An 11,879-nucleotide genomic window follows, 5' to 3' on the forward strand; every position below is an offset into this window, starting at 1 on the left:
GTCCGACCTCGCGGGATGCTACGAAGGTACGGCACTACCAGGCCCCGGCCCATCCGTTCCCCCGGCCGGCCGGGGCACCGCGTCATGGAGACACACCACACGGCTTGCTGCGGTCAGCCGGTGCGGCGGGAGCGGGCCAGAGCCAGTCCGCCGAGTCCTGTCGCCACCAGCCCTACCAGCATGGCCACGTAGGCCCCGCCCAGCCCGTTCCCGGTACCGAGGCCGCCGTCGGCGGTGGTCGCGACCAGCGCGCCGAGGGCCATGCTGGTCAGCCCCGCCACCATGGCCGCCTTGGCGCCGAGTGATCCGGTAACAGTGCCGAGACGACCGGCGCGGCGGGCCAGCGCCAGCAAGGCGGTGACCACGCCGACCAGCCCCAGCAAGGCCCCCGTGGTGGCCCCGAGCCGCCCGAGGCTGAAGTCGTAGAAACTGGCGGCGACCGACTGAGCCGCGGCGTGCGCGGCCGCCGGTGTGGCGAGCGTGATGCCTACGAGCGGAACGGCCACGGCGGTGACAAGCAAGCGACGAACAGTCATGTGAGGGGCTCTTCTCTTTGCTACTGGGGTGAGTTGAGCTTCCCCGCCGGGCCCACCCCCGGTCGTCCTGCGGACGCAGACACTTCGCACTGCCGCCGATGTCTCATGCTGCTACCACGGGCGCTGCAGGAGCCGCGAAGGTACTGCGTGTGCGGTAGTCGGCCGCTCGTCCACGAGGGTGACTCTCTGCCGACGTCAGCCAGCTAGGGTGCGCGCATGAGTGCAGGTGAGTCGGTCGCCCCGGCACGTGTGGCGGACTGGGTGATCGCTGTCGGCGTAGCAGCGGCACTGCTGGTTACCGGGCTGTCCGGGCAGCGTTCCGCCACGCACTCCGACGTGCTGGGGTATGGGCTGCTGACGGCCGGCGGGCTGGCCCTGGTTGCACGCCGTCGGGCGCCGGTTGCCGTCCTGGCCATCACCGGGCTGTGCGCGGTGGGCTACCAGGCGGCCGGTTTCGATGTACCGGTCGTCGCGTACCTGTTCGCGGTGTACGCGGCCGTACGGGCGGGACACCGCACTGTCACGGTGGCGGCGAGCGTGGCCATGCTGGCCATGCTCCCGCTCGCCGCCCTGGCTTCGGGCCGCCGCGACCTGGGCGAGGCGTTCGCGCAGTCCCGAGGCGCTTTGGAGATCGCCTGGCTGATCGCGGCCGGCGCCGCGGGTGAGGCGCTGCGACAGGCCGAGCGGCGGGCGGACGAGGCCGAGCGCACCCGGGAGGAGACCGCGCGGCGCCGCGCCGACGAGGAGCGTCTGCACATCGCGCGCGAGCTGCACGATTCGCTCACCCACCAGATCTCGGTCATCAAGGTGCAGGCCGAAGTGGTCGTGCACGTGGCCCGCAAGCGCGGCGAGGAGGTTCCGCAGGCTCTGCTCGCGATCCAGGAGGCCGGACGTGAGGCGAGCCGGGAGCTGCGCGCGACCCTGGAGGCGCTCCGCGACGACGACACGGCCCCGCCGCGTGGCCTCCACAACGTCCGCGAACTCGTCGAACAGGCCCGTACGTTCGGCCTCGACACAACACTGACGATCGCGGGCCAACGACACGACGTGCCGGCCGCGGTGGGCCGGACCGTGTACCGGATCGTTCAGGAGTCGCTCACCAACATCGCCCGTCACTCGGACGCCGCGACGGCGTCGGTGCGGATCGACTGCCGTCCGGACGCCCTCGCTGTACGCATCGACGACGACGGCCGGGCGACGCCGGACACCGCCTCGACATCCGGCCTCGGGCTGCTGGGCATGCGAGAACGCGTTACCGCCCTCGGGGGCAGGCTGCGTGCCGAACCGCGCCGCGAGGGCGGCTTCACTGTCCAGGCCGAACTCCCTGTGGAGCAGACGTCATGATCCGTGTCCTGCTGGTCGACGACCAGCCGCTCATTCGCAGCGGCTTCCGCGCGCTCCTCGACCTCGAAGACGACATCGAAGTGGTGGCTGAGGCTGGCGACGGCAGCGAGGGCCTGTTTCTCGCCAGGAAGCACCTGCCGGACGTCGCTCTCGTTGACATCCAGATGCCGGTCGTCGACGGCATCGAGGCGACCCGTCGCATCGCCGCCGACCCGGCCTTGTCGCAGGTCCACGTCGTCATCCTGACCAACTACGGGATGGATGAATACGTCTTCAACGCGCTGCGTGCCGGCGCTGCCGGGTTCCTCGTCAAGGACATCGTGCCGGACGACTTCCTGCACGCCGTACGCGTCGCGGCGCGCGGCGACGCCCTGCTGGCACCGTCGATCACTCGCAGACTCATCAACAGGTACGTCACCCAGCCGCTCACCACCGGCACAGGAACTGGGCTGAAAGAGCTGACCGCGCGGGAACGCGAGGCCGTCGTGCTGGTCGCGCAGGGCCTGTCCAACGACGAGATCGCGAGCCGTCTGGTGATCAGCCCGCTGACCGCGAAGACTCACATCAACCGGGCCATGACCAAGCTCCAAGCGCGGGACCGCGCCCAACTCGTCGTATTCGCCTACGAATCCGGCCTGGTAGCGCCACGCAGCTCCTGACATCTGACATCCCTGGTCCACGGACATGGCGAGTCCAGACATTGAACGCCTCGGCCTTCAGCCCCAACCCGGTCGACTGCCCGGCCTTGAGCGCGGTGCCGTCGGGTTCTGGCTGGAGTTCTGTGGTCCGTGGCTGTGGGTGACCGGCTGGATCTCGCAGAGGGCTTCCTCCTGTGGCGGGATCGGAGGGTGGAGAACGTCGCGGAGGCGGGTGGGGTAACGCGTGGCCGTCTTCTCCCAGCGTGAGGTGATGCCGCGCCACCGCTCGAGGCGCTTGCGTGTGACCACGCCCGGCGTCGCTGTGAAGCCTTTGCACACCGAGTTCGTCACAAAGGTCGACGTAGCAGAACCCGCAGTTTTGTGGCGTGGTGGACCGTGTAGCGGTCGCACCAGAGGGCAGACGGGTACTCACCAACGCAAGTGCAGAAGCGTGCACGTCGCCCCGGTCGCTCGCCATGGGACAGGCATGCGGCGTGGAGGCAACTGCCCCCAAACGACTGCACCTTCCGCACAGGACCGAGCCAGAAGGGACGTCTCAACCGATGTCGTCATCCCTCGTTGAAACCGTGGACATCAACGCCCCCGTATCCCTGAGCTGGGAGCTGTGGAGCGACGTGACCAAGTGGCCGATCTTCCTCAGCCACGTCGAACGCGTGGATCGGATCGACGACAAGCGGTTTACGTGGTGGCTGTCGCTTCCCGGAGCGGACAAGTACTTCGCTGCCGAACTGACCGAGGTCGTGACAGAAGACCGTATCGCCTGGAAGACAGTCACCGGGGTGCACCATGCGGGTGTCGTCACCTTTCACCGGTTGAGCGACACCACAAGCCGAGTAACTCTCCAAGTCGAGTACGACCCCCAGGGATTCATCGAGCACCTCGGTGCCCTCACCAACTTGGACAAGGTGCTGGCCAACTACGATCTCGGACAGTTCCAGCGCATGGCTGAGGAGCTGGCGACTGGCGCGCTCTAGCGACGACTGACACTTGAGGGCTCCGGTCCTTCGATCGTCTATGTCGAGTCCTCTCAGCGGAAGTCCGCCGCATGGTCCACCGCCCACTTCCGGAACGATCGGGCCGGGGTGCCCGTGATGCGCTCCACCACATCGTTGACCGGCTCTGGATCGTCGAGCATCTGCGCCTGGGCCGGCAGCACAGCTTCCACCAGCTCTGCCGGGTAGCCCGCGGCCTTCATCTGCTCGATGGCCTCGTCCAGCGCGACCTCCTCGAACCGCACCGGCCGCCCGATCACCTCGCTGATGAGCTCCACCTGCCGTTCCTGGGTGATCAGTTCGGGGCCGGTGATCAGGGGGCGAGCGCCGAGCAGGGCGTCGGTCGTCAGCGCCAGAACGGCGACCGCGGCCATGTCCGCCTCGTGGATCAGCGGGCGGGCCAGCCTTGCCAGCGGCGCCCGAACCGCACCGGTGGTGCGGACCTCCTCCGCCCAGCCCAGTGTGTTACTCGCAAACCCGGTGGGCCGCAGCGCCGTCCACTCCAGGCCCGATGCCTCGATCAGCCGCTCCAGCTCCGTATGGAACATGGTGATCGCCTCGCCCGGCTTCTCATTCTCGCTCCCGACCCCGGCGGATGACAGGTACACCACCCGTCGGACGCGCTTCCTGATCGCGTCGATCACGTCCGACGCGCCATCGGCGCTCAGGAACGGCCACACCAGGAAGACCGAATCGACGCCCTCCAGAGCCGCGTCCAATGACGCGGGATCACCGAGATCGCCGCGTACCGCCTGCACACCCTCCGGGAAGTCCGCCTCCCCTCTCACCAGCGCCCGCACGGGCACGCCCGCCGCGTGCAGTTGAGCCACCACCGCGCCGCCGACCCTTCCAGTCGCGCCGGTCACCAGGATCCTGGACTGTGTCATCGGACATCTCCTCGTCTCGCCGTTCGTGATGACAGGACTCTCGTACATCAACCAAGGTTCAGGTCAAGCACAGGCCGGCCGGATCAGCCGTCAGTGGCGGTCACAGGTGCCAGGGGGGCTCACGGGGAGTCGGCGCGGACGAGGGGGAACAGCACCGATGGGACGTCGAGAGACACCGGTGGATCCGTCGGCGGGGCCGGTGCAGCGGTTCGCGTACGAGCTGCGCAAGCTGCGCCAGGAGGCCGGCGGGCTGACCTACCGGGAGATGGAGCGTACGGCCCACTACTCGGTGGCCGCCCTCTCACAGGCCGCCGCCGGGGAGCAACTGCCGTCCCTCGCGGTGGCCCTGGCCTACGTCCGGGCCTGCGGCGGGGACCATGCCGCCTGGGGACGGCGCTGGCACGCGGCGGCCAAGGAGACGGCGGCGCGCGGCCGTGAGGACGACGACGTCCCATCGCCGTACCAGGGCCTGGCCCGCTTCGAACCGGGCGACCACGAGCGGTTCTTCGGCCGCGGCGAGCTCGTGGGCGTCCTGCGCGAACTGGTGCAGGACCGGCGGTTCGCCGCCGTGTTCGGCCCCTCCGGCAGCGGCAAGTCCTCGCTCCTGCGCGCCGGTCTGATCCGGGCGCTGCGCACCGACGGCCCGGCGCCGGCCGTGATCCGCCTGCTCACCCCCGGCGCACCCACGCCCGGGCGCTGCGGCCGAAGACCGCCGACGCCGACGACCGTACCGGCGCCGGTGGTGACACCGTGGTGGTCGACCAGTTCGAGGAGGTCTTCACCCTCTGCCGGGACCCGGCCGAGCGCGCCGAGTTCATCGACCGGCTCCTCGCGGCCCGCTCCCCGGACAGCGGACTGCGCCACGGCCCGGGTCCGGGGCCGCCGACGAAGGCGGTCGGCCGTCGCGGCGCTCGCGGTCTTCCTCGTCCTCGCGCTGGTCGCCGGCACGGTCGCCGTACAGCAGAGCCGAACCAGCGACCGCCGGCACACCGATGCCCAGGCGCGCCGCATCGCGGCAGTCGCCGACGGCATGCGCTTCTCCGATCCGGTCCGGGTGATGCGGCTCAGCGTGGCCGCCTGGCGTCTGGCGGACACGACGGAGACACGTTCGGCGCTGCTGGGCGCCATGGCGCAGAAGCAACAGGACGTCTTCACCATCCCCGGCAGCGCCTCCGACCCGGACCCCGACCGCGTCGAGCGGTACATGACGGGGGGGGACGGCGGCGGCACGCTGCTGGCCGTCGGGACGGACCGTATCCGAACCTGGGACGTGCGCACCCACCGGCCGGGACGCTCCTACCCCGGGCCCGGCGCGCTGCTCGGCGAGGACGACATCACCGTCGGCGAGGACGGCCGGACACTCGCCCTGCTGCGGGAGGACCACGTCCTGCTGTGAGACGTACGGGCCGGACACCAGGCCGGCACGCTGCCCGGAGTCATGCCGGTGGGCGCCGGGTTCAGCCCCAGCGGCCGCACCCTCGTGGTCGACGACCTCGGCGACGACGACTCGGTGACCCAGGCCTGGGACGTCGGCAGCCGCAGGCTGCGCATGCGATGGTCCGGGCGCGCAGGTGAGTCCGTACAGGAGACTCATGCGCTGGTCGCCGCGAGTGGCGCGCACGACGACGAAGGAGACCGTCGAGTTCTGGGACGTGAGCGATCCGGGCCCGGGCCGGCGGACCAGAACCCTGCAGGGCATGGCCGGCGAGGAGCTCGCCCTGCGTCCCGACGCACAGCAGCTCGTCTCCTGGCGCGGCACCGTCGCCGACCTGACTTCGGGACGCGTACGGCGTCACGCCCTGGGCGACGGCGAACCCAACGCGCCGGCCTTCAGTCCGGACGGCCGGCTCCTGGCCGTGGGCGACACCATGGGCCGGGTCGTCGTCGTCTGGGACGCAGGGCTCCGCGACCGGATCGCCGTACTCCCCGGCACGCACGCCGGGGGCGCCCGGGAGGAAGAACTGAACGGCGGGAGCGCCCTCGCCTTCTCCGGGGACAGCGATCTGCTCGCTGTCGCCGGCCACTTCGGGGGCGTACGGCTCTGGGACGTCGCATCGGGCCGGCCCCTCGGTTCGGACCTCCCGACGCCCGGCGACATGGTGGCCGCTCTCGCCTTCGGCCGGAACGGCCGCACGCTCTACACGGCGGCTGCGCACACACTGCTCCAGAAGTACGACGTCGGCCCCGCCGGGGTCGCCGCCGAGGTGTGCCGTCGCGCCGGGGCCGGACTGTCGCGCCGGGACTGGCGGGCGTACCTGCCGGACCTCTCCTACCGCGACACCTGCTGAGGGTCCCGCCACAAGCCGGGGAGCGGAGCGCGTCGCGGCCGGTCTGAAAACGTCGTTGACGGAGATGGCAAAGCTCCCCCAGGGACAGGGTGGACGCGCCCATCCCTGGTAAGGGCTCGGCGCCGCTGGCGCTCGCCATACGGCCCGCGCGCGGGCCGGCCGCCTCGCGCGCGGTACCGACCGCCGACCCACCTGCGGCAAGCCCATTCGGCAAACCCGGAGCACAGGAAGGGGGGCGCGGGTACCGTCGCCCGTATGACCAGTGACGAGGGCGTCGTCGTCGACGTGGCGGTCCGTGCGGCCTGGGACTCCTACCGCATTCTGGAGAGCACCCTCGCCGGCCCTGAACGCGAGGAGGCCCGCCAGCGAGTCGAAGCGGCCATCGCCTCCCACGGCCGCGAGGAGATCTGCCGCGGCGCCGCCTTCCTCATCGGCGTCATCACGATCTCCATCGTCAAACCGCCCGCCGCTGCCCCTGAGGCCGACCGGGATGAAGACTTCGACCCGCTCAAAGCCCTCATCCCGTCCGTCCTCCACCGCCTCCGGCAGTTCGAGCTGCTCGACAGAGCCCAGATCCCCATGGTCGCCGGGCTCCTCACCGCAGCCGCCTGCGGCTACGACACCACCGCCTGGCGCGACCAGTTCGGCCCCATCACCCCCGCCGAAGGCCTCGCGCTGAGCTTCACTCTGTGGCTGCTCGCCGACCTGTACGACCTCTTCCAGGATCGACCCGGAGCCACCGACGAGCTGATGACCAGCACTTTCGCCGCCATGGACGCCGCCCGCTGACGCACCGTGGGCTGCATGTCCGGTAGGTCAGCGGCCGGTGTGCGGGCCACTGGCTGCGACCGACACGGAGGAACTCCGCAGGCAGTGGGGCCGTCCGTCATTCCTCTGCGCGGCCCGGAGGTGCGGGCACCGGTACGACTTGGCCAGGGCGCAGATCCGGCGTGTCCGACGTACGACGATCGTCACCGCGGTAGCCGCGGCCTGTGTCCTGTCCTGTTCCGCCGGTGCGGATGACGGCTCCGAGGGCGGCGGGGCGCCGGCCGGCTCCCGCTCCTCGTCCGCCCCGGCACCGGCGGATTCCGCGAGGCAGGAGACCGCCGCCGTCCACCCGACCCCCGCGACGTCCCCGGGGCCGGAACTGGTCCGTGATTCCTTCGCCGGCCTCCAGGCCACGCTCAACGCCACCTGCACGCCGGGCTCGGGAGACAGTGCGTACTTCCTGGGCAGGGTCCACGAAGAGGTGATGGGGCTCGAGGCGGCGATGAAGGCGGACCTGAAGGGACCGGGCCACTTCCCCGAGCCCATCGCGTGGATCGCCGACCTCCGCACGACGCTCGACGGTGACACCTCCACGGAGAACCTGGAGAAGCACCGCACACAGCTGATCGACGTCCGCGACCGGATCAACGTCTGGATGCAGGACCACCCCGACGACTACCGCTGACCACCTCATCCATCGCAGCGGCGACCAGAATCGGGGCAGTTGATCGACCAGCGAGTGGCGAAGGTACCGGGACCTGCGCCGGACGGGGACCGAGTCGCGGCAGCGTCGATGGAGTTGGCCCTCGCCGCAGTACGCGCTGCCGCTCAGCGCGTACGGACACGGAACAGCGCACCCGACAGGCCCATCGCCACAGCGAGGAGCCCGGCGCACCAGGCGAGGGCGAGTGCGGGGGCGGTGCCGACCGGCTGGTCGAGGAGGAGGCCGCGGAGGGACTCGATCACCGGGGTGACCGGCTGGTGGTCGGCGAAGCCGTGCAGCCAGGACGGCATCGTGTCGATGGGGACGAAGGCGCTGCTGGGGTACGGCAGGAACATCATGAAGAAGGTGAAGCCGCTCGCCGCCTCCGGGGTGCGGGCCAGCAGGCCGACCGCCGCGGAGAGCCAGGAGACGGCGAGGACGAAGGCGAGCAGGATGCCGAGGGCGGCGAGCCAGCCGGGCGCGGAGGCGGAGGGCCGGAAGCCGATCAGGAACGCAACGCCGAGGACGAGGGCCGTCGACAGGAGGTTGCGGGCGGTGCTGGCGGCGACGTGAGCGCCGAGGATCGGGACTGCGCCGACGTCCAGGGAGCGGAAGCGGTCGACGATGCCCTCCTTCATGTCCTCGCTGACGCGTACGGCGGTGGTTGAGGAGCCGAAGCCGGCGCAGAGCAGCAGAACGCCGGGGACGACGTACGTCACGTAGTCGGTACCGGTGTCGATCGCGCCGCCGAAGAAGTAGACGAAGATCAGCATCAGCATGACCGGCAGCGCCAGTGCGGTGATGACGGCGTCGACGTTGCGGCGGCTGAGGCGGATGCCGCGGCCGGTCAGGGTCAGGGCGTGAGTGAGGGTGTCAGGCACGGGTCGGCTCCTGCTCCTTCTGGCCGGTGAGGGCGAGGAAGACGTCGTCGAGGGTGGCGCTGTGCAGGCTGAATCGCGCGATGTCGGTGCGGGACGGGTCGCATTCGTCGAGCAGCGCACGCACGTGGGCGGCGGTGCCGTCCGTCGGGATGCCGAGGGTGAGGGTGTCCGGCGCGTGGTGCACGGCGCGGGGGGCGAGGCGCCGGTAGGCGGGCTCGCCGGCCAGGACCAGGTCGAGGCGGTGGCCGCGGACGCGGGTCTTGAGTTCGTCGGCGGTGCCTTCGGCGACCATCCGACCTGCGTTGATCACGCCGATGCGGTCGGCCAGGCGGTCCGCCTCCTCCAGGTATTGGGTGGTGAGCAGGACCGTCGCGCCGCGTGCCGCCACCTCGGCGACCACCTGCCACAGTTCGCGTCGGCTGCGCGGGTCGAGGCCGGTCGTCGGCTCGTCGAGGAAGACGACCTCGGGGGCGCCGACCAGACCGGCGGCGAGGTCGAGGCGCCGGCGCATGCCGCCGGAGTAGGTGACGGCGAGGCGGCGTCGGGCGTCGGTGAGGCGGAAACGTTCGAGCACTTCGTCGGCGCGGCGTGCGGCGGCGGGGCGGGAGAGCCCGGACAGCCGGGCCATCATCCGCAGGTTCTCCTCGGCGGTCTGCATGTCGTCGACCGCCGCGAACTGCCCGGTCAGGCTGATCGCGCGGCGCACCCGGGGGCGGTCTGCGATCACGTCGTATCGGGCGACCCGAGCCCGGCCGGCGTCCGCCCGCGTGAGTGTGGCGAGGATGCGGACGGTGGTGGTCTTCCCCGCGCCGTTGGGTCCGAGCAGGGCGTGGACGGTGCCGCGTTCGACACGCAGGTCGATGCCGTCCAGGACTGGGACGTCGTTGTAGGCCTTGCGGAGGCCGATGGCCTCGATGGCCAGGTGCCGTGACATGACACTCCCCCTTCTGCGTATGGCATACGCACTACTGCGTAAGGGTTACGCATTACTAGGATGGGCGTCAAGCGGGAGAAAGAGGCGGCGGATGAAGGACAGTGACGGCAGGGGGCTGCCGGCGAGCATCGAGGCGGCCTGGGGACTGAGGGAACGGCCAGGAAAGGGACCGAAACCGGGGTTGAGCCTGGAGCGCATCGTCGACGCGGCAGTGAAGCTCGCCGCGGCCGAGGGGCTAGCCGCCGTCTCCATGGGACGCATCGCCAAGGAACTGGGCGTCTCGACGATGTCGCTGTACCGGTACGTCGGCGCCAAGGACGAGCTGTACGTCCTGATGCTGGACCGGGCCATCGGCGCCCCGCCCGCGCCGCCCACCCCCGGCACCGGATGGCGCGAGGCGCTGGCGACCTGGGCCCGGGAGCAACGCGCGGCCCTCCAGCGGAACCTGTGGGCGGTGCGGGTCCCCATCGCGGGGCCGCCGGTGACGCCGAACTCGGTCGCCTGGTGGGAGTGGGGCATGGTCGCCCTCGCGGACACCGGGCTCGACGAGGGGGCGAAGATCTCGGTGATCCTGCTGGTCAGCGGCTACGTGCGCAGCGAGGCCGGACTCATGGCCGACCTCGACGCGGCGATCCGCGCGACCGGCGACACGCCCCAGGAGGTCATGGCCCGCTACGGCCGTACGCTGAAGCGACTGGCGGACCCCGCCCGCTACCCGGCCGTCGCGCGGATGCTGGCGTCGGGGGTGATGGACGAACCCGACGACCCGGACTTCGAGTTCCACTTCGGCCTCGACCGGGTCCTGGACGGCATCCAGGTCCTGGTGGACCGGGTCGGACCGTAAGCGATCTCGATCGCCGCGTGCGCGCCACGCTGCCCCCGCGAGAGCGGCCTTCTCCCCGGCGCCATGCCTGATCACCGAGCGGATCCATCCGGGCAGAAGCCGGCCGAGCCGACGACGATGTCGCGCTCCTGGTGCTCGACGGGGTTCGGCCCAGACGAGATCAGTTGAAGCTCGACTCGCTCCCATGAGTGAACTGGAGTAGCCAGATCCAGAACAGGCAGGCCGCGACCGAGCAGCCCAGGCCGAGAAGGGCACGGCTCCTGCCGACGTGGTGTCTCCGGGTTTTCCACACGTCCCTGAGGCCGAACACGACACCCACAGCGCCGGCATAAGGTGCGACGGACCACGTCAGACAGCAGCCCACGCCGAGAACGGAGAACAGCCCAAGCCGGAAGGATGCGCTGACGCCGCTGACCGGTGTCTTCACGACCTTGTAGGGCGGGTTTACTTCACCCATGGCCACCTTCACGGACGCGGATGCACCACTGTAGTTGAACACGTTCAACTACAAGGGTGAGGATAGCTGCCGCGTGCGGGTGATGGACCCCGTGGGCGCCCTGCTGCGGCGGTTGGATGCCGTGCTCGTCGTCCCGGGCGGGCCGACCATGCTCCAACGGGACGAGGACCGCCAGAGGTTCTGTCCGCGTCCCTCAGGGACGAGTGGCCCCCGTCATCATCGTGGCTCGCCCGCGCGGAGATCGACCGGAACATCCAGATATTCTGAACGAACGGGCGAGGGCGGGGAGCCGCTCGGCGTCACCTCTTGGCTCGGTGCAGTTGGATGTCCCTGGTCACGAACAGATGGACGTAGCCACACCACCAACACACCAGGCCGGTTGCCGATTCGTCCGCCCAGGCCATCTTCATGAACTCGAGGGCGAAGCTGTTGAGTTTCACCTGCCGTACCCGGAACTCTTCGCTCTCGCAGATGAGACAGCGTATCCACGTCTCCCCCACCGAGGCATTCACCGGCTTTGCCACTTCTTCCTCCCCCGGAACGTCATCAGTCTGTGGTGCCGTGCACTTCGTCGGCGCTCAGGCGT

Annotated in this window: 13 protein-coding genes and 1 pseudogene; 8 read left to right on the plus strand and 6 right to left on the minus strand. The window is 70.4% G+C overall.

The window, feature by feature from the left end; genetic code table 11:
* Window positions 1-113: 113 nt before the first annotated feature.
* Window positions 114-536, minus strand: coding sequence for a DUF6223 family protein (locus AC07FK_RS23305; RefSeq protein ID WP_479106846.1), 423 nt, complete (start codon window positions 534-536; stop codon window positions 114-116).
* Between the two features lie 216 nt (window positions 537-752).
* Here AC07FK_RS23305 and AC07FK_RS23310 point away from each other — a divergent pair, with 216 nt between their 5' ends.
* The 3 genes from AC07FK_RS23310 to AC07FK_RS23320 all read left to right on the plus strand — a co-directional run bounded on the left by AC07FK_RS23310 (window position 753) and on the right by AC07FK_RS23320 (window position 3,513).
* On the plus strand, window positions 753-1,880 hold the full coding sequence (locus tag AC07FK_RS23310) for a sensor histidine kinase (protein ID WP_479106847.1): 1,128 nt from the start codon (window positions 753-755) through the stop codon (window positions 1,878-1,880).
* Entirely contained in the window at window positions 1,877-2,539 is a 663-nt protein-coding gene (locus tag AC07FK_RS23315; RefSeq protein WP_479106848.1) for a response regulator, read from the plus strand. Before AC07FK_RS23310 ends, AC07FK_RS23315 begins: the two co-directional genes overlap by 4 nt.
* A gap of 542 nt (window positions 2,540-3,081) precedes the next feature.
* Window positions 3,082-3,513, plus strand: coding sequence for an SRPBCC family protein (locus AC07FK_RS23320; protein WP_479106849.1), 432 nt, complete (start codon window positions 3,082-3,084; stop codon window positions 3,511-3,513).
* 53 nt (window positions 3,514-3,566) lie between these two features.
* On the opposite strand, the gene AC07FK_RS23325 is transcribed toward AC07FK_RS23320, so the two are convergent.
* The gene (locus AC07FK_RS23325) at window positions 3,567-4,466 is read right to left on the minus strand and encodes an NmrA family NAD(P)-binding protein (protein ID WP_479106850.1); all 900 of its coding nucleotides are present in this window, start codon (window positions 4,464-4,466) and stop codon (window positions 3,567-3,569) included.
* Between the two features lie 217 nt (window positions 4,467-4,683).
* Here AC07FK_RS23325 and AC07FK_RS23330 point away from each other — a divergent pair.
* The 4 genes and pseudogenes from AC07FK_RS23330 to AC07FK_RS23345 all read left to right on the plus strand — a co-directional run bounded on the left by AC07FK_RS23330 (window position 4,684) and on the right by AC07FK_RS23345 (window position 8,159).
* Window positions 4,684-5,993 (plus strand): annotated as a pseudogene (locus tag AC07FK_RS23330) (nSTAND1 domain-containing NTPase).
* Window positions 5,994-6,010: 17 nt separating this feature from the next.
* Window positions 6,011-6,706, plus strand: coding sequence for a WD40 repeat domain-containing protein (locus tag AC07FK_RS23335; protein WP_479106851.1), 696 nt, complete (start codon window positions 6,011-6,013; stop codon window positions 6,704-6,706).
* A 255-nt stretch (window positions 6,707-6,961) separates the two neighbouring features.
* A complete protein-coding gene (locus tag AC07FK_RS23340) occupies window positions 6,962-7,495 on the plus strand; it encodes a hypothetical protein (RefSeq protein ID WP_479106852.1) in 534 nt (177 codons plus the stop codon).
* Window positions 7,496-7,634: 139 nt separating this feature from the next.
* Window positions 7,635-8,159, plus strand: coding sequence for a hypothetical protein (locus AC07FK_RS23345; RefSeq protein WP_479106853.1), 525 nt, complete (start codon window positions 7,635-7,637; stop codon window positions 8,157-8,159).
* Window positions 8,160-8,302: 143 nt separating this feature from the next.
* Here AC07FK_RS23345 and AC07FK_RS23350 read toward each other — a convergent pair whose 3' ends face one another.
* Complete coding sequence (locus AC07FK_RS23350; protein WP_479106854.1) at window positions 8,303-9,058, minus strand: ABC transporter permease; 756 nt, start codon at window positions 9,056-9,058, stop codon at window positions 8,303-8,305.
* The gene (locus tag AC07FK_RS23355) at window positions 9,051-9,992 is read right to left on the minus strand and encodes an ATP-binding cassette domain-containing protein (protein ID WP_479106855.1); all 942 of its coding nucleotides are present in this window, start codon (window positions 9,990-9,992) and stop codon (window positions 9,051-9,053) included. Before AC07FK_RS23355 ends, AC07FK_RS23350 begins: the two co-directional genes overlap by 8 nt.
* 91 nt (window positions 9,993-10,083) lie before the next feature.
* Here AC07FK_RS23355 and AC07FK_RS23360 point away from each other — a divergent pair, with 91 nt between their 5' ends.
* A complete protein-coding gene (locus AC07FK_RS23360; RefSeq protein ID WP_479106856.1) occupies window positions 10,084-10,836 on the plus strand; it encodes a TetR/AcrR family transcriptional regulator in 753 nt (250 codons plus the stop codon).
* Between the two features lie 160 nt (window positions 10,837-10,996).
* On the opposite strand, the gene AC07FK_RS23365 is transcribed toward AC07FK_RS23360, so the two are convergent.
* Entirely contained in the window at window positions 10,997-11,341 is a 345-nt protein-coding gene (locus AC07FK_RS23365) for a hypothetical protein (RefSeq protein WP_479106857.1), read from the minus strand.
* A 251-nt stretch (window positions 11,342-11,592) separates the two neighbouring features.
* Window positions 11,593-11,817 (minus strand): hypothetical protein, encoded by a 225-nt coding sequence (locus AC07FK_RS23370; protein ID WP_479106858.1) that lies wholly within the window; start codon window positions 11,815-11,817, stop codon window positions 11,593-11,595.
* Window positions 11,818-11,879: the final 62 nt, after the last annotated feature.

This window comes from Streptomyces sp. NPDC046122, assembly GCF_056429965.1.

Coding starts and splice junctions, on each gene's coding strand:
- AC07FK_RS23355 (WP_479106855.1), bottom strand. CDS start 9,992: ATGTCACGGCACCTGGCCATCGAGGCCATCGGCCTCCGCAAGGCCTAC.
- AC07FK_RS23335 (WP_479106851.1), top strand. CDS start 6,011: ATGCGCTGGTCGCCGCGAGTGGCGCGCACGACGACGAAGGAGACCGTC.
- AC07FK_RS23315 (WP_479106848.1), top strand. CDS start 1,877: ATGATCCGTGTCCTGCTGGTCGACGACCAGCCGCTCATTCGCAGCGGC.
- AC07FK_RS23325 (WP_479106850.1), bottom strand. CDS start 4,466: ATGTACGAGAGTCCTGTCATCACGAACGGCGAGACGAGGAGATGTCCG.
- AC07FK_RS23305 (WP_479106846.1), bottom strand. CDS start 536: ATGACTGTTCGTCGCTTGCTTGTCACCGCCGTGGCCGTTCCGCTCGTA.
- AC07FK_RS23310 (WP_479106847.1), top strand. CDS start 753: ATGAGTGCAGGTGAGTCGGTCGCCCCGGCACGTGTGGCGGACTGGGTG.
- AC07FK_RS23360 (WP_479106856.1), top strand. CDS start 10,084: ATGAAGGACAGTGACGGCAGGGGGCTGCCGGCGAGCATCGAGGCGGCC.
- AC07FK_RS23320 (WP_479106849.1), top strand. CDS start 3,082: ATGTCGTCATCCCTCGTTGAAACCGTGGACATCAACGCCCCCGTATCC.
- AC07FK_RS23340 (WP_479106852.1), top strand. CDS start 6,962: ATGACCAGTGACGAGGGCGTCGTCGTCGACGTGGCGGTCCGTGCGGCC.